Here is a 15,814-nt window from a genome sequence, read left to right as displayed (position 1 = left end):
GTGGCGGGCGCCCGGCCGCACGATGCGGGTCTCGCCCGGAGCTCCGTGGCGGTGCGCCGACGGTGCCGACATCATCGCTTCGCTCGATGCCGAACTTGCCGCCGAACCCTCGATAACTCGATCCAGCGCAGGTTGCGACCGTACGATGCGTCGGTGATCCAGCAGACGAAGCGTCACCGCCGCGCCCGGTGTTGGCGGCGCTGACGGTCCTGGTCGCGGGCTACCCCACGGCCGTAGCTTGTGGACGGTGGACCGACGCCGCTGGCGTCACCGCCAGCCTGATCGCCGCAGCCATTGCCGCCGGGTTGACATGAATAGGACCGTCGGGGATATTCCTAGCGGCATGCCGGCGTACGGGGCGGAGAAGGCGAAGCCTTGGAAATCCACCCGGACACCGGCCTCCGCGTCGTAGGTACGGACGAGGTTTGGACACATGATCAGTCGCACCGTCGATTTCGCCAAACACCACACTCCCAATTCGATGCGTATCGTGGCGCGACGGGCGCAGCTCGAAGCACGCAACGCCAAAGTGCGGCTCACCGTCCCAGTGGACACCCGATGCGAGTATGACAACGTTTATCACTGCACGGTGCGCAAGACGGGCAGCCAGTGGATAAAGGCCCTCTTCAGCGATCCCACGGTGTATCGCTACTCCGGCTTGTTGCCCTACGATCCGCGCTTCTACAAGCGCCGATCCCTGCCTGTCGTCCCGCCTGGACGCGCGGCCCTGGCCCTCTTCCACTCCTACCCACGCTTCCAGGACATTGCGAAGCCCGGTACCTACCGCGCGTTCTTCGTGATCCGGGACCCGCGCGACATCGTCGTTTCCAGCTACTTCTCCCTTCGGAACTCCCACGCGCCGATGGGCGACATACCGCAGGCGCGGAAGATTCTGCAGGAGAAGCCGATGAAGGAAGGGCTGCTGTTCGTCATCAGTCGCCTCTCCGAGAGATACCTCTTCAAGCAGCTCCGGTCGTGGGCGGTTGCTCCGAGTTCCGAGACCTTCCGCCTGTTCCGGTATGAAGACCTGACCGGCGAGCGTCAGCTCGACGAGGTGGATCAGCTGATGCGGCACTGCGGGATCGCCCTGCCACCATCCGAACTGGAGGCCCTCGTCTCCCGCTACAGCTTCTCGAAGATGCGGAAGGACCGGCAGAGTCCGGGGCGGATCTCCCACTACCGGAAGGGTAAGGCCGGCGATTGGCGAAATCACTTCGATGACGAGATCCATGAGGCCTTCACCGCGGCGACGGGCGATCTCGTGGAGGTTCTTGGCTACCCTGCGCGTGACCGCTCTTCGTGAGCCGGCGCCGATGTGCGCGAGACGCCCTACAAGCGAGGGTCGCTACCAGCGGTCGCCCTTCGTCGGCCAGGTGGCCAACGCCGCCAGGACGGCACATGGAAACAGGCAGCCCAGCAGACAGCACAGCGGCATGGCGACCATCCAGAACAAGCCCTCCACGAGCTGGATGCTAGCGCTCGCTCAAGGAGCTGCGGCGCCTACCCGCATGGGTGGTATCGCCGGTGCGGGCGGCGGAACCGTGACGCCCCGGCGCGGATCGTGCGCTTCGCACGCCGGCGTCGGGGCTCGTACGGCTGCGCTACACCGGGCGTCAATCGGACGTGACGTCGACGTGCTTGACGTCCGCCATGTAGCGCGCGGCGGCCGCGGCGGCCTCGTCCGGCGTGCTGCCCTCTTCGCGGGCGTGCATGTACGCGGCGTACCAGTCCCACCAGTCGTGCGGTGGCGCGGCCACCTCGAACGAGCCGTGACGATCGGCTGCCTCGTGCAGCAGCGTCGCGAGCGAGTCGATGTCCATGGTCAACCGTCCTGTTCCCGACCCGGTGGCCGGGTCGTGATCTCCTGGAGCAGCCAGCGTCGGGCGGGGGGCGTACTTCGCTCGGCCGGAGGATGGACGGTTCGTGGAGCTCAGCTCCCACCCTGACCTGGCAGCCATCCTGGCGCAGCTCGGCCTGATGCCCTGACGCCGGTACGGAAGCGGCGCCGCGGGCGCTGACGCCGGCCTCATCCGACGAGGACGAGCGCGTCGCCCTTCCGGCCCTCGACGCCCTCCGCCGTCCGCCTCGGCGCCCGGTTGGCGAAGTGGTCCGTCAGGGCCGAGCGGACCTGCGAGAGTACCGGGAGGTACGGCTCGTGGCCCGGGTCGGCCCGGTCGACGTCGACCGGGTCGAAGCCGGCCCAGCTGACGAAGGCGGTGAAGCTGACGTCGGGCACGGGAATCCGGGCCGGATGGGCCGCCAGCGGGATGCCCTCCCCGTCGCAGAGCACCAGCTCGGTGCCGAAGCCCGCGCTCCACTCGACAATCTCGAGCGTCGGGTCTCCGGCGGGGTGCGGGCGGTCCAGCGGGATCTCGCGGGTATGCCTGTCCGCCTCGAAGGTCATGGAACGCCTGCCTCGGTTGCTGTCTGGTTTGTCCGGTTTATCAAGCCTCCGTCATCACCCGGTCCAACTCGCCGAGAAGTCCCCGCGTCACTCGTTCGGGGGACGCCCCGGGGACGCGGTGCGGCGGCCGGATGGTGGCCGGCAGGACCTCGGCGACGGGGAGTCAGCTCCCAGCGGCGGCCGGGAATTCACGCCCCCGACCAGTGGGCACATGATCAAATTTGCTGGCAGTGTTGACGGCATGACCGCGCTGCGATCCCGCCTGACCGACTGGACCGTCGCCGTACCGTTGCTCGCGGTCCTGGTGCTCACCCTGACCTGGAACCGCAAGCTCGCGGGCCCGCTCGTCCTGGTGGTCGCGGTGCTGCTGGCCGGCGCGGTGCTCGCGGCCGTCCACCACGCCGAGGTGGTCGCCCACAAGGTGGGGGAGCCGTACGGGTCGCTGGTCCTCGCGGTGGCGGTGACCGTGATCGAGGTCGCCCTGATCGTCACGTTGATGATCAGCGGCGGGGAGCAGGCCCAGTCCCTCGCCCGGGACACCGTCTTCGCCGCCGTCATGATCACCTGCAACGGGATCCTCGGCCTGTCACTGCTGCTCGGCGCGCTGCGCCGACGGGTGGCGGTGTTCAACTCCGAGGGCACCGGCGGGGCCCTGGCGACGGTGGCGACGCTGGCGGTGCTCAGTCTCGTCGTGCCGAACTTCACCACCAGCCGGCCCGGCCCGCAGTTCAGCCCCGCCCAGCTCGCCTTCGCCGCCGTGGCGTCCCTGGCGCTCTACGGGCTGTTCGTGATGGTGCAGACCGGCCGGCACCGCGACTACTTCCTGCCGGTCACCGCCGACCGGCGACCGGTCGACGCCGACGGGCACGCCGAGCCGCCCTCCACCCGCACCGCCCTGCTCAGCCTCGGCCTGCTGCTCGTCGCCCTGGTCGCCGTCGTCGGCGACGCCAAGACCGTCTCGCCGACCATCGAGGCCGTCGTCGCCCGGGTGAACCTGCCGCAGTCCTTCGTCGGTGTGGTCATCGCGCTCCTAGTGCTGCTCCCCGAGACGCTCGCCGCGACCCGCGCCGCCCGGCGCGACCGCGTGCAGATCAGCCTCAACCTGGCGCTGGGCTCGGCGATGGCGAGCATCGGCCTGACCATCCCGGCGATCGCGCTCGCGTCGATCTGGCTGGAGGGGCCGCTGCTGCTCGGCCTCGGCGGCACCCAGATGACCCTGCTCGCCCTCACCGTCGTGACCGGGGTGTTGACGGTCGTGCCCGGCCGCGCCACCGTGCTCCAGGGCGGCGTGCACCTGGTGCTGCTCGCCGCGTTCGTCTTCCTCGCCGCCAGCCCCTGATCCGGGCGCCGGGCCGGGGCGCGGCGCTGTCAGGGCGTGCGGCGGTCGGCGCGGGCGTGCAGGTAGCGCTGCTGCGCCAGGTTCGTCGACCGTTCCGCCGCCGACAGGTACGCCGCCCGGGCGGCGTCGCGGTCGCCGAGCATCTCCAGCAGGTGTGCGCGGACGGCCGGCAGCCTCGGGTCGTCGCCCAGCCGTCCCTGCGCGGCCAGCGCCTCCACCCGCGACAGCCCCTCCCGAGGGCCGCGGCTCATCGCCACCGCCACCGCGTGGTTCAGCGCCACCACCGGGCTGTCCGACATCCCCGTCAGCACCTCGTACAGGGCCGTGATCTGCGCCCAGTCGGTGTCGGCCGCGCTCGGCGCCTCGTCGTGCAGGGCGGCGATCGCGGCCTGCACCTGGTACGGCCCGACCGGCCCGCGGGGAAGCGCGGCACTGACCAGGGCGACCCCCTCGGCGATCTGGTCGGCCCTCCACCGGCTACGGTCCTGCTCCGCCATCGGCACCAGCTCGCCGGCCGGCCCGACCCGCGCGGGCGCCCGCGCGTCGGTCAGCAGCATCAGCGCCAGCAACCCCGCCGCCTCCGGGTCGTCGGGCAGCAGCCGGTGCAGCAGGCGGGCCAGGCGGATCGCCTCGGCGCAGAGGTCGGTGCGCAGCAGAGCCGGCCCGGTCGTGGCCGCGTACCCCTCGTTGAAGATCAGGTAGAGCACGTGGCGGACGGCCGCGAGCCGGGCGTCCCGCTCGGGCCCGGCGGGCATCCGGAACGGCACGCCGCTGTCGCGGATGCTCTGCTTCCCACGGCTGATCCGCCGGGTCATCGTGGCCTCCGGCACCAGAAACGCACGGGCCACCTCGGCGGTGGTCAACCCACCCACCGCCCGCAGCGTCAGCGCGATCTGCGACGCCGGCGACAACGCGGGATGGCAGCAGAGCAGGAGCAACACCAGCGTGTCGTCGCCGCCGGCGGCATCCGTGTCCGCGGGCGGTGCCAGCCGGTCGGCGGGCAGCACCCACCGCGCCACCGCGTCCTCGCGGCGCCGGCGCGCCTGCTCGCGGCGGAGCAGGTCGGTCAGCCGCCGCGCGGCCACCGTGACCAGCCAGGCCTTCGGATCATCGGGTACGCCGTCGCGCGGCCACCGCTCCGCGGCCGCGATCAGCGCCTCCTGGGTGGCGTCCTCGGCGGTGTCGAAATGACCGAACCGGCGGACCAGCGCGCCGAGGACCTGCGGCGCCAGGCTGCGCAGCAGGCCCTCGGCGGGCTCGCCGGTCACCGCGCCCACCTCAACCGTCGAGATCCTCGATGCCCTCGGCGACCGGGCGGACGTCCACGTACTCGCCGGGGGCGTCCGGGTTCACGAACTGGGCGGCGATCTCGATCGCCCGGTCGAGGCTCGCGCAGTCGACCACGGTGAAACCGGCAAGCACCTCCTGCGTCTCCGGGTACGGACCGTCGGTCACCACCGGCACACCGCCGTCGAGCTGGACGCGGCGGGCGTGCGCGGGCGCGACCAGGCCCTGCGCGTCGACCAGCTCACCGGACGCGACCAGCTTCTCGTGGACCGCCCCCATGTGGGCGTGCATCGCGGCGACCTGCTCGGCCGACATCGGCGGCCTGCCACCCGGCCGGCCGGCCATCGCGTCGTAGTCCTGCTGCGAGCCGTACAGCAGAATCATGTACTTCATGGTGTCTCTCCTCGCCCGACGCCGGTCGGCGCCGCTCACCAGAGACGTCGAAGCCGCCGCCGCCGACCGGACATCGGAGACGGTGGTCGCCGAGGGTACGGCACCACGGCCGCGACCGGTGCCGTCCGGCGCGGGTCGCTGAACCGTCCGGGCGCCCCCGGCGTAGATACCTGCGATCGGCATGACGCGCGTACCGCCGGGGTACAGCACGCCGCATCGCCGACGCCGGGGAGGGCGCAGTGACGACGCGGACGGGACGACGGCGCGGACCCTCGCTGGTGGGCCTGACGGTGGCCCTGGTGGCGTCGGCCGGCTGCGTGGTGGGCGGAGCCTCCGAACCCGGGGGAGCGCCGCCGCCCGAACGGCCCGCATCATCGGGTACGCCCGGCGCGCAGTCCACCCGCGCCGACGGTACGACCAGCGTCGAGGAGTTCCAGCAGGACGTCGCCGACGCACGGAGCATCGCCGAACGGTACTGGTCGGCGCAGTTCCGCGCCTCGGGGCAGGCATTCCAACCGATCCGCCGCGTCCTCCCGTACCGCCGCAGCGGCGAAGTGAGCTGCGGTGGGCAGGAGATCCCCCGCAACAACGCGGTCTACTGCTCGGCCAGCGACTACATCGCGTACGACGTCAACTGGTCCCTCGGCGCGTTCCGCCAGATCGGCGACGCGTTCGTGTTCTACCTGCTCGGCCACGAGTACGCCCACGGCATCCAGACCCGCCTCGGCATCCGCTACAACTTCACCATCCAGCAGGAACTGCAGGCCGACTGCATGGCCGGCGCGTTCCTCGGCGACTCCGTACGGTCGGGGACGCTGCGCCTCGACGACGGCGACCTGGAGGAGTTCCGGGAAGGGCTGCTCGCCGTCGGCGACGACCCGAACCAGCCCTGGTTCGCCGAGGATTCCCACGGCACCGCCGAGCAGCGCACCGACGCGTTCTTCCGCGGCTACGAGAAGTCCCTGGACGCCTGCGACCTGACGTAGCGGCGGCACGGTGGTGACGCCGGGGTGCCGGCCAGCGGCGTAGGTCACTGCAGGCGTGGACCGTCGGCGCCGGCCGGGCGAGGGCTGCAAGGATCAGCGGGTACGCCGACCTGTGAGGAGCCCCCACTGAGCAGCCACCACCCCGCCGCCGTGCTCTTCGACATGGACGGGACGCTGGTCGACAGCGAGAAGCTGTGGGACGTCGCGCTGCGGGAGCTGGCGGCCGAGTACGGCGGGGTCCTGTCCGCGCCGGCCCGCCTGGCGATGGTCGGCACCAGCATGGCCGCGTCGATGAGGATCCTCCACGACGACCTGGGCCAGCCGGAGCGCGACCCGGAGGCGAGCGCCGCGTGGATCAACGCCCGGATCCTGGAGTTGTTCCGCACCGGGCTGCGCTGGCGGCCGGGCGCGCTGGCCCTGCTGGGCGCCGTCCGTACGGCGGGCATCCCCACCGCCCTGGTCACCTCGAGCGGCCGGGCGCTCGTCGAGGTCGCGCTCGACACCCTCGGGCGGGACAGCTTCGACGCCGTGGTGTGCGGTGACGAGGTGGACGCCGCGAAGCCGCACCCGGAGCCCTACCTGACGGCGGCCCGGCTGCTGGACGTGCCGATCGAACGATGTGTGGCGATCGAGGACTCCCCGACCGGCGTCGCCAGTGCCCTCGCCGCCGGCGCGGCGGTGCTCGCGGTGCCGGCGGAGGCGCCGCTGGAGCCGCGCGACGGCGTACACCAGCTGGAGAGCCTGACGGCCGCGGACCTGGAACTGCTCGCGGCGCTGCTCGGCGAACCGCCGGCCTGACGCGGCCCGCGCCCCGTCCACCGGACCGTGCAGCGGGAAGGGCCCCTGCTCCACCAGACAGGCGGAGCGGGGGCCCTTCCTCGGTGCCTCAGTCGTGGGCGATGGCGCCCAGGACGTCGATGCGGGCGGCGCGGATGGCCGGCAGGACGGCGGCGACCACCCCGACGACGGCACCGAGGCCGAGCATCACGCCCATGTCGCCCCACGGCAGCACGAGGTCGGTGATGCCCTCGTCCCGCAGCGCCTCCACCACGGCGGCGCCCAGGCCGGTGCCGACGGCGATGCCGAGCAACGCCCCGAACACCGAGATCACCACCGCCTCCACGGTGATCATCCGCATGGTCTGGGCCCGGCGCAGGCCGATCGCCCGCAGCAGGCCCAGCTCGCGGGTGCGCTCCAGCACCGACAGCGCGAGCGTGTTGACGATGCCCAGCACCGCGATCACGATGGCCAGCGCCAGCAGGATCTGGATCATCCTGAGCAGCCCGTCGAGCTGACCGGTCTGCTGCTCGATGAACGCGTCCCGGTCGGCCACCGACACCTCCGGGCTGTCCGCCAGCAGCGTCTCCACCTGCGGGAGCACATCGGCGCTCGCGGTGCCGGGGGAGAGCTGGATGAAGCCCATGATCGGCTGCGGGACGGTGAAGTCCCGCGTCGCCTCGACCGGCAGCGTCACCGGGTCGAGGAACTCGGCGCTCTGGTAGATGCCGCTGACCGTGTACGTCCGCGGTTCGCCCCGGGCCAGTTGGACCGGCACGGTGGACCCGACCGTGAGGTTGCGGGACTTCGCGACGTCCGAGCTGACCAGCATCTGGTCCGGCCCGAGCCGGCTGATGTCGCCGGCGGTGGCCTTGGCCTCGAAGATCGGGCCCAGCGCCGCCACGTCGCTGCTCGCGCCCACCCAGGTGCGCTCGTCGCCGACCTGGGCCATGTCGCCGTACGTGCCGTCGACGAGCGTCACCCCGGGGATCGCCTTGATCTTCTCCAGGACGGCGGGGTCGAAGCTCGGCGGCCGGGGGCCGCTCTGCGCCCCGGCGATCACCAACTCGGCGTTGATCGTGTCCTGGGCCAGCTTGCCGATGCTGCCCTTCGCCGAGTCGAGGATCACCGTGACCCCGGTGACCAGGGCGATGCCGACCATCAGCGCGGCGGCCGTGATCGCGGTGCGGCGCGGGTTGCGCCCGGAGTTCAGCCGGCCCAGCTTGCCCGGCACCGACCAGGAGAACAGCGCGCCGAGCAGGCTCACCACCGGCCGGCTGATCAGCGGCGTCAGCAGCGCCACCCCGATGAAGGCGAACAGCACACCGCCGAGGATGGTGGCGAGGGTGTTGTCGCCGGCGTGCCCACCCAGACCGACGAACAGCAGGGTGGCACCGATCGCGGTGACGGCCGAGCCGGCCACGGTGACCTTGGTGAGCGGCCGGTCCGGTGTCGCCACGTCCTGCATCGCGGCGATCGGCGGGATCCGCGACGCCCGCAGGGCCGGCAGCAGCGCCGCCACCACGGTGATGACCAGACCGACCCCGAACGCGCCGATCACGGCGGCGGCCGGTACGCCGATCCCGGCGAGGGTGAGCCCACCGGCGAGGTTGCCGAACAGGTACGCCAGCAGCGCGCCGATGCCGATGCCGGCGCCCAGGCCGAGCACCGAGGCGATCAGGCCGACCGCCACCGCCTCCAGGACCACCGAACCGATGATCTGCCGGCGACCGGCGCCGATGGCCCGCATCAACGCCAGCTCGCGGGTGCGCTGCGCCACGATGATCGAGAAAGTGTTGAGGATCAGGAACGTGCCGACCAGCAGCGCCACCGCGGCGAAGCCGAGCAGGATCCGGTTGAAGAAGGACAGGCCCTCCTTCAGCCCCGCGGACGCGTCGGCGGACAGCTGCTCACCGGTCTTCACCTCGTAGCCGGCGCCGAGGGCGGTCGCGACGTCGTCGCGCAGCTTCTCGGCCGACACGCCGTCGGCGGCGGTGACCGTGATGTTGGTGAACACGTCCGGCGCGCCGAGCATCAGCCGCTGCGACACCGGCGTCGTGAACATGACCTCGTTGACGCCGCCGATGGAGTCGCGGCCCCCGCTGTAGCCGAAGACGCCGACCAGGGTGAACTCCTGCTTCGGCTGAAGGGTCAGCACGCCGACCCGGTCGCCGACGGACACCCGGGCCGCCTTGGCCAGGGCGGCGTTGACGACGATCTCGTTATCCGCGCGCGGCTCCCGGCCTTCGCGAAGCTGCACCAGGTCGCTCTCGCCGACCCAGTTCTCACCGAGCTGAGGCGGCCCGAACGAGGCGACGACCTTGCCGTTGCTGCCGATCAGCCGCGCGCCGTCGGCGGCCACGATCCCGGTGGCCTCGTCCACGCCGGGCACCGCCCGGACCCGCTCCACCGCCGAGGCCGGCACCGGCGCCGCCACCTGCTCGCCCTCGAACTCGCTCAGCTCCACCTTCGGCTTCGCGGCGACGTTGACGTCCACCCCCTCGTACGCGTCGGCGAAGACCGCGTCGAAGGACCGGCCGAGGGTGTCGGTGAGCACGAACGCGCCCGAGACGAACATGACGCCGAGCACCACCGCCAACCCGGACAGGATCAGCCGGAGCTTGCGCGCCAGCAGGCTCTTGAGGGTTGCCCGGAACATCAGTTGCCCACCTCGGCCGGGGTGTCCAGCTTCTTCATCGTGTCCAGCACCGTCTCCGCGGTGGGCTCGACCAGCTCGGACACGATCTGCCCGTCGGCGAGGAAGACCACCCGGTCGGCGTACGCGGCGGCCGTCGGGTCGTGGGTGACCATGACGATGGTCTGCCCGTACTCGCGTACCGAGCGGCGCAGGAAGCCCAGCACCTCCGCGCCGGCCCGGGAGTCGAGGTTGCCGGTCGGCTCGTCGGCGAAGATCACGTCGGGCCGGGCGACCAGCGCCCGCGCGCACGCCACCCGCTGCTGCTGCCCGCCGGACAGCTGCGCCGGCCGGTGCCCCAGCCGGTCCCGCAGGCCCACCGTGTCGATCACGGTGTCGTACCAGGCCGGGTCCGGCTTGCGGCCGGCGATCGACAGCGGCAGCAGGATGTTCTCCTTGGCGGTCAGCGTCGGCAGCAGGTTGAACTGCTGGAAGATGAACCCGACCTTGTCGCGGCGCAGCTTCGTCAGCCCCGCGTCGCCGAGCCCGGTGACCGTGGTGTCGCCGATCGACACCGTGCCCCGGGTCACCGAGTCCAGCCCCGCCAGGCAGTGCATCAGCGTCGACTTGCCGGAGCCGGACGGGCCCATGATCGCGGTGAACCGGCCCCGCTCGAACTCGCAGCTGACCCCGCGCAGCGCGATCACCTGCGCCTCGCCGCTGCCGTACACCTTCCACACGTCGCTCGCGCGGGCCGCGGCCTGCGCCTGACGGCCTACCGTCGCGGTCACGTCATCTTCCTCTCGTCGTCCGAAACGCACCGCCCCCGCTGGTCCGGCGCGTAACCAATCTTCGGCGCTCTCCGCCGCGGGTCCGTCCGACTCCGGGTGGAGCCGTGGCGGATTTCGGGCTGCGGGTGCCCCCGACCGCCACTCAGGGTTGCCCCTGATCCGGTGACCGGTCGAGCCGATTTCCCGGCGGTCGAGACCGATCCTGAACAGTGACGTCGCGTGAGGGTCAACCCCGCCGCGCCGTCGTTGGTCACGGTAGGTGGCGACCGCAACGTCGCCGTCCCGCCGGTGGACCCTCACCGGTACGCCGGTCACCCGCCCCGGGCGGACCGCCCGCTACGCGCGGGGACGAACCAGACCCGACTCGTACGCGAGCACCACCGCCTGCACCCGGTCCCGCAGACCGAGCTTGGTCAGCACGTGACCGACGTGCGTCTTGACGGTGGTCTCGCTGACCGACAGCGCCCGGGCGATCTCCGCGTTCGACAGGCCGCGGGCGACCTGCACCAGCACCTCGCGCTCCCGGTCGGTCAACGTGTCGAGCACCCGCGGCGGGGCCGCCGCCGGGTCGGGCAGCAGACCGGCGAACCGGTCCAACAGCCGGCCGAGGATCCGCGGGGCGACCACCGCGTCCCCGGCGGCGACCGCCCGGATCGCCGACACCAGGTCCGCCGCCGGCACATCCTTGGCCAGGAAGCCGCGCGCCCCCGCGCGCAGCGCGCCCACCACGTACTCGTCGAGGTCGAACGTGGTGAGGACCAGCACCCGCACCGGCAGCCGGGACTCGACGATGGCGCGGGTCGCGGACACCCCGTCCAGCCGCGGCATCCGCACGTCCATCAGCACCACGTCGGGCAGCAGCCGGCGGGACAGCTCCACCGCCTCCACGCCGTCGCCGGCCTCGGCGACGACGTCGAAGTCCTCCTCGGCGCCGAGCACCATCCGGAAACCGGTGCGCAGCAGCGGCTGGTCGTCGGCGATCAGGATGCGCACCGGCCGCCGTACCGCGGCCTGCCGCCCCGGGTCGGTGCCGGCGGCGCCGGAGGCCGTCACTCGTCCGCACCCGGCGGCGCCGGACGGGACCGGGCGTCGCGCAGCGGGTCGGCGGCGGCCGGGGCGGCCGGGAACGGCGGCGGCGTGCCCCCGAAGCTGGGGCACAGCGCCTGGTGGTTGCACCAGTCGCACAGCCGGCTCGGTCGAGGGCGGAAGTCCTGCGCGGCGGTGGCCGCCTCGATCGCCCGCCACAGCGCCACCACCGTGCGCTCGAAGCGCACCAACTCGTCGGCGTCCGGCGCGTAGTCGCAGACCTCGCCGTCGCGCAGGTAGAGCAGGCGCAGCACCCGCGGCACCACCCCGCGGGTGCGCCACAGCACCAGGGCGTAGAACTTCAACTGGAACAGCGCCCGCGCCTCGAACGCCTCCCGCGGCGCGCCACCGGTCTTGTAGTCGACCACCCGCAGCGCGCCGTCCGGCGCCACGTCGAGGCGGTCCAGGTAGCCCCGGATGAGCAGTTCCTCGTCGACGACCGCGGAGATCAGACTCTCCCGCTCGGCCGGCTCCAGCCGGCGCGGATCCTCCACCGCGAAGTAACCCTCCAGCAGCGCCGCCGCCGACCGGAGGAACCCCGACCGGGCGGCCTCGTCGCCGTCGGCGAACAGACCGGCCAGCTCCGGCTGCTCGGTGACCAGCCGCTCCCACTGCGGGGCCACGAGGTCGCCGGCGGCGGCCGGGGTGCGCCCGGCCGCCGGCAGGTCGAACAGCCGCTCCAGCACCGCGTGGACCAGCGTGCCCCGCGCCTGCTCCACGCTGGGCCGCTCGGGCAGCCGGTCGATGCTGCGGAACCGGTAGAGCAGCGGGCAGGTCTTGAAATCCGCCGCGCGCGACGGGGACAGCGACGCCCGCACCGTGGCCGGCACCTCCGCCGGGAGCGGGGGCTGCTGCGTCGTCACCGGATCCGCCGTCATGTCCGGAAAGGGTAGGGCACCGGTCCGACACCGCCGCCGTCGCCGCTCCGGCACATGATCCGCGCCGCGTAGCATCGGGCCGGTGGAGCAGAAGACGCGACCGTCCCGCCGGCCGGACGGGCGCCTCGGGCTGACCGTCGGCCGGGTGTTCGGGGTGCCGCTGCACCTCAGCGCGTCGATGGTGCTGCTCGCGCTGGTCGTCACCGTGCTGTACGCGGAGTTCGCCCGCGACCAGCTGCAGCTGTCGCAGGCCGGCGGCTACCTCATCGGCCTCGGTTTCGTCGTCTCCCTGCTCGGCTCGGTGCTGCTGCACGAGCTCGGCCACGCCCTCACCGCCCGGCGGTACGGCATCGGCGTACGCGGAATCACCCTGGAACTGCTCGGCGGCTACACCGAGATGGACCGCGACGCCCCGTCGCCCCGGGTCGACCTGCTGGTGTCCCTGGCGGGGCCGGCCGTCTCCGCCGTGCTCGGCGCGGCCGCCGTCGCCGCCACCCTGGCCCTGCCCGACGGCACCCTGGTCAACCAGCTCGCCTTCCAGCTCGCGGTCAGCAACGTCATCGTCGCGGTGTTCAACATCCTGCCGGGGCTGCCGCTCGACGGCGGCCGGGCGCTGCGGGCCGCCGTCTGGGCGGTCACCCGGGACCGGCACCGGGGCACCGAGGTGGCCGGCTGGGTGGGGCGCGCCGTCGCCGTCGGCACCGCCGCGCTGGTCGCCCTGCTCACCCTCACCCGCCAGCTGGCGCCGCTCGCCCTGCCGTTGATGCTGCTGGTCGCGTTCACCCTGTGGCGGGGCGCCGGGCAGTCCATCCGGGTGGCCCGGGTCAGCCGGCGGTTCCCGCTCATCGACCTGTCCCGGCTGGCCCGGCCCGTCGTCACCGTCCCCACCGGCACGCCCCTCGCCGAGGCGCAGCGCCGCCGCGACGGCACCGACCCGGGCGCCGCGCTGCTCGTCACCGACTCCGCCGGCCGCCCGCTCGCCCTGGTCGACCCGGCCACCGCGGCGGCCGTACCGACGGAACGCCGTCCCTGGGTGGCGGTCGACACGGTGTCCCGCTCGCTGGCCGGCCTGCCGGCCATGCCGGTCGGCCTCGACGGGCACCAGGTGATGGAGACCGTCCAGCACCACCCGGGCGCACAGTACGTGGTGACCTCAGGCGAAGATGTCGTCGGCATCCTGCACATCGTGGATCTGGCTCAGCTGCTCGAACCTCACCGGAAGATGAACACGTGACCGCAACTCCCTCCGCCGTACCCGCCGACCAGCACACCCCGACGCCGCCCCCGGTCCACCGCGGGCCGTTCCGGCCCGGCGACCGGGTGCAGCTGACCGACCCGAAGGGGCGGATGCACACGGTCACGCTGGAACCGGGCAAGGAGTTCCACACCCACCGCGGCATCCTCAAGCACGACGCCCTGATCGGCCAGCCGGACGGCAGCGTCGTCACCACCGCCGGCGGCGGCACCGCCTTCCTCGCCCTGCGGCCGCTGCTCGCCGACTACGTGCTGTCCATGCCCCGCGGCGCCCAGGTCATCTACCCGAAGGACTCCGCACAGATCGTCGCCATGGGCGACATCTTCCCCGGCGCCAAGGTGCTGGAGGCGGGCGCCGGTTCCGGCGCGCTCAGCTGCTCCCTGCTGCGCGCCGTCGGGCCCACCGGCGAACTGCACTCGTGGGAGCTGCGCGACGACTTCGCCCAGATCGCCCGGCGCAACGTCGAGGCCTTCTTCAACGGCCCGCACCCGGCCTGGCGGCTGCACGTCGGCGACGTCGCGACCAACCCGGAGACCGGCTTCGACCGGATCATCCTCGACATGCTGACCCCCTGGGAGACCCTCGACATGGTCGAGCGGGCCCTGCTGCCCGGCGGCGTGTTCATCGGGTACGTCGCCACCACCCCGCAGCTGTCCGAGCTGGTGGAGGCGCTGCGCGAGCGCGGCGGCTGGACCGAGCCGCGGGCGTGGGAGTCCCTGGTGCGGGACTGGCACGCCGAGGGCCTGGCGGTCCGCCCCGACCACCGCATGATCGCCCACACCGCGTTCCTGGTGTCCGCGCGTAAGCTCGCCCCCGGGGTCACCGCCCCGCCGCGCCGCCGCAAGCCCAGCAAGGGCACCGAGGCGTACGTCCAGCGCCGCACGGCACTGCGCGAGGCGGAGGCCGCCCGGGCCGCGGCCGCCGCCCAGGCCGCCGGAGCGGAGCCCCGCCAGGCGGAGACGGAGCAGCCGTGACGGCGGCGGCGGGCGGCTGGGAATGACGGAACGGACGCCGGTCGGTGCGGACCGGCGCGAGTGCGGGGAGGCGGTATGAACCGGCCGGGCTTCGGCGGCGGCGACCTGCCGGCGGTGTTCCCGGACTGGTCGCCGTACCAGGACCTCGAGTCCGCCGCCCGGGCCTACCTGCGCGACCCGGACATCGCCCTCGAAGCGCTCGGCGGGGTGCTCCGCGGCGCCTCCGTGCTCGGGTTCACCCTGGAACGCTTCGTCAACGAGGTCAACGGCGTCTGGCAGGAGGTCGTCGTCTGCGACGGCAGCCGGCTGATCCTCTGGCACGGCGAGGACGTCCCGCCCGGCGAGGGCCCGCCCGGCTCGATGACGTCGTCGCTGCGGGTGGTGCCGGTCTCCTCGGTCACCGAGGTCGGCTGCCGGCGCCGCCTCACCCGCGACGAGGACGGCACGGTGCGCGTCGACAGCATCGACGTCTACCTGCTGCTGACCTCGCTGGACGAGTCGCCGGCCAGCGAGGAGGCGACCGGCGCGCCCCGGCACGACGCACTGCGCTTCGGCAAGACCCTCGACGACGGCGGAGCCGGGCAGATCGCCCGGCTGGAGGAGTTCGCCCGGCTGGTCGCCTCGGTGGTCGGCCGGCCGATGCTCTGAGGCGTACCTCCTCGGTCTGCGGTGACCCGGACCGGAGCGGACCCGGTCACCGCGGGCGCCGGCGTCAGTCCTCGGCGTCCGGGCCGGCCACCTCGACGCCGTCGCTGCCGCGCACGACGTGGATGCACTCGCCCGGGCACTCCTTCGCGGAGTCGATCACCTCGAGACGCAGGTGCTCCGGCACGTCCACCCGGCCGCCCGGGGCCTGCACCAGCTCACCGTCGGGACCCTTGACGTACGCAAGGCCGTCGATGTCGAACTCGAACACCTCCGGGGCGTACTGCACGCACAGCCCGTCGCCCGTGCACAGGTCCTGATCAACCCAGACCTGCAGCTGGTCGGTCGCGACCTCGGCCACCGG

General features: G+C 72.9%; 16 protein-coding genes. 7 read left to right on the top strand and 9 right to left on the bottom strand.

Translation table 11 applies throughout. The features are described 5' to 3' along the window. Positions 1-433: 433 nt before the first annotated feature. The gene (locus tag ACN26Y_RS23145) at positions 434-1,303 is read left to right on the top strand and encodes a sulfotransferase domain-containing protein (protein WP_155332297.1); all 870 of its coding nucleotides are present in this window, start codon (positions 434-436) and stop codon (positions 1,301-1,303) included. Positions 1,304-1,613: 310 nt separating this feature from the next. Here ACN26Y_RS23145 and ACN26Y_RS23140 read toward each other — a convergent pair whose 3' ends face one another. Together ACN26Y_RS23140 and ACN26Y_RS23135 are read right to left on the bottom strand one after the other, a co-directional pair. Further along, entirely contained in the window at positions 1,614-1,820 is a 207-nt protein-coding gene (locus ACN26Y_RS23140; RefSeq protein ID WP_155332296.1) for a bleomycin resistance protein, read from the bottom strand. A 206-nt stretch (positions 1,821-2,026) separates the two neighbouring features. Beyond that, positions 2,027-2,404 (bottom strand): hypothetical protein, encoded by a 378-nt coding sequence (locus ACN26Y_RS23135; protein ID WP_155332295.1) that lies wholly within the window; start codon positions 2,402-2,404, stop codon positions 2,027-2,029. 241 nt (positions 2,405-2,645) lie between these two features. Between ACN26Y_RS23135 and ACN26Y_RS23130 the strand changes: the two genes are divergently transcribed. Beyond that, the gene (locus ACN26Y_RS23130) at positions 2,646-3,743 is read left to right on the top strand and encodes a calcium:proton antiporter (protein WP_155332294.1); all 1,098 of its coding nucleotides are present in this window, start codon (positions 2,646-2,648) and stop codon (positions 3,741-3,743) included. Positions 3,744-3,772: 29 nt separating this feature from the next. On the opposite strand, the gene ACN26Y_RS23125 is transcribed toward ACN26Y_RS23130, so the two are convergent. Next, positions 3,773-5,011, bottom strand: a complete 1,239-nt coding sequence (locus ACN26Y_RS23125; RefSeq protein WP_422733510.1) for an RNA polymerase sigma factor — start codon at positions 5,009-5,011, stop codon at positions 3,773-3,775. A gap of 10 nt (positions 5,012-5,021) precedes the next feature. Then, entirely contained in the window at positions 5,022-5,423 is a 402-nt protein-coding gene (locus ACN26Y_RS23120) for a YciI family protein (RefSeq protein WP_155332292.1), read from the bottom strand. Positions 5,424-5,662: 239 nt separating this feature from the next. Between ACN26Y_RS23120 and ACN26Y_RS23115 the strand changes: the two genes are divergently transcribed. Next, positions 5,663-6,409, top strand: coding sequence for a neutral zinc metallopeptidase (locus ACN26Y_RS23115; RefSeq protein ID WP_422733509.1), 747 nt, complete (start codon positions 5,663-5,665; stop codon positions 6,407-6,409). Between the two features lie 150 nt (positions 6,410-6,559). Continuing rightward, entirely contained in the window at positions 6,560-7,207 is a 648-nt protein-coding gene (locus ACN26Y_RS23110; RefSeq protein ID WP_155332290.1) for an HAD family hydrolase, read from the top strand. 88 nt (positions 7,208-7,295) lie between these two features. Here the strand turns inward: ACN26Y_RS23110 and ACN26Y_RS23105 are convergent, their stop codons facing one another. From ACN26Y_RS23105 to ACN26Y_RS23090, 4 genes are all read right to left on the bottom strand, one after another. Further along, the gene (locus ACN26Y_RS23105) at positions 7,296-9,845 is read right to left on the bottom strand and encodes an ABC transporter permease (protein WP_155332289.1); all 2,550 of its coding nucleotides are present in this window, start codon (positions 9,843-9,845) and stop codon (positions 7,296-7,298) included. Then, positions 9,845-10,612, bottom strand: a complete 768-nt coding sequence (locus ACN26Y_RS23100; RefSeq protein WP_155332288.1) for an ABC transporter ATP-binding protein — start codon at positions 10,610-10,612, stop codon at positions 9,845-9,847. Before ACN26Y_RS23100 ends, ACN26Y_RS23105 begins: the two co-directional genes overlap by 1 nt. A 336-nt stretch (positions 10,613-10,948) precedes the next feature. Then, on the bottom strand, positions 10,949-11,665 hold the full coding sequence (locus tag ACN26Y_RS23095; RefSeq protein ID WP_155332287.1) for a response regulator: 717 nt from the start codon (positions 11,663-11,665) through the stop codon (positions 10,949-10,951). Beyond that, positions 11,662-12,576 (bottom strand): RecB family exonuclease, encoded by a 915-nt coding sequence (locus tag ACN26Y_RS23090; RefSeq protein ID WP_155332286.1) that lies wholly within the window; start codon positions 12,574-12,576, stop codon positions 11,662-11,664. The genes ACN26Y_RS23095 and ACN26Y_RS23090 overlap by 4 nt, the downstream gene beginning before the upstream one ends. A 178-nt stretch (positions 12,577-12,754) precedes the next feature. Here ACN26Y_RS23090 and ACN26Y_RS23085 point away from each other — a divergent pair, with 178 nt between their 5' ends. The 3 genes from ACN26Y_RS23085 to ACN26Y_RS23075 all read left to right on the top strand — a co-directional run bounded on the left by ACN26Y_RS23085 (position 12,755) and on the right by ACN26Y_RS23075 (position 15,453). Beyond that, the gene (locus ACN26Y_RS23085; protein WP_155334258.1) at positions 12,755-13,810 is read left to right on the top strand and encodes a M50 family metallopeptidase; all 1,056 of its coding nucleotides are present in this window, start codon (positions 12,755-12,757) and stop codon (positions 13,808-13,810) included. Then, positions 13,807-14,805 (top strand): tRNA (adenine-N1)-methyltransferase, encoded by a 999-nt coding sequence (locus tag ACN26Y_RS23080; protein WP_155332285.1) that lies wholly within the window; start codon positions 13,807-13,809, stop codon positions 14,803-14,805. The genes ACN26Y_RS23085 and ACN26Y_RS23080 overlap by 4 nt, the downstream gene beginning before the upstream one ends. A 75-nt stretch (positions 14,806-14,880) precedes the next feature. Further along, entirely contained in the window at positions 14,881-15,453 is a 573-nt protein-coding gene (locus ACN26Y_RS23075) for a hypothetical protein (RefSeq protein WP_155332284.1), read from the top strand. Between the two features lie 64 nt (positions 15,454-15,517). Here the strand turns inward: ACN26Y_RS23075 and ACN26Y_RS23070 are convergent, their stop codons facing one another. Further along, on the bottom strand, positions 15,518-15,811 hold the full coding sequence (locus ACN26Y_RS23070) for a ferredoxin (protein WP_155334257.1): 294 nt from the start codon (positions 15,809-15,811) through the stop codon (positions 15,518-15,520). Between the last annotated feature and the right edge of the window lie 3 nt (positions 15,812-15,814).

Source organism: Micromonospora sp. WMMD558, assembly GCF_049315255.1.
Taxonomy (GTDB): domain Bacteria; phylum Actinomycetota; class Actinomycetes; order Mycobacteriales; family Micromonosporaceae; genus Micromonospora.
This window is presented reverse-complemented; position numbering and strand designations above follow the sequence as displayed.

Coding starts and splice junctions, on each gene's coding strand:
- ACN26Y_RS23085 (WP_155334258.1), top strand. CDS start 12,755: ATGGTGCTGCTCGCGCTGGTCGTCACCGTGCTGTACGCGGAGTTCGCC.
- ACN26Y_RS23075 (WP_155332284.1), top strand. CDS start 14,881: ATGAACCGGCCGGGCTTCGGCGGCGGCGACCTGCCGGCGGTGTTCCCG.
- ACN26Y_RS23140 (WP_155332296.1), bottom strand. CDS start 1,820: ATGGACATCGACTCGCTCGCGACGCTGCTGCACGAGGCAGCCGATCGT.
- ACN26Y_RS23135 (WP_155332295.1), bottom strand. CDS start 2,404: ATGACCTTCGAGGCGGACAGGCATACCCGCGAGATCCCGCTGGACCGC.
- ACN26Y_RS23130 (WP_155332294.1), top strand. CDS start 2,646: ATGACCGCGCTGCGATCCCGCCTGACCGACTGGACCGTCGCCGTACCG.
- ACN26Y_RS23120 (WP_155332292.1), bottom strand. CDS start 5,423: ATGAAGTACATGATTCTGCTGTACGGCTCGCAGCAGGACTACGACGCG.
- ACN26Y_RS23090 (WP_155332286.1), bottom strand. CDS start 12,576: ATGACGGCGGATCCGGTGACGACGCAGCAGCCCCCGCTCCCGGCGGAG.
- ACN26Y_RS23145 (WP_155332297.1), top strand. CDS start 434: ATGATCAGTCGCACCGTCGATTTCGCCAAACACCACACTCCCAATTCG.
- ACN26Y_RS23105 (WP_155332289.1), bottom strand. CDS start 9,845: ATGTTCCGGGCAACCCTCAAGAGCCTGCTGGCGCGCAAGCTCCGGCTG.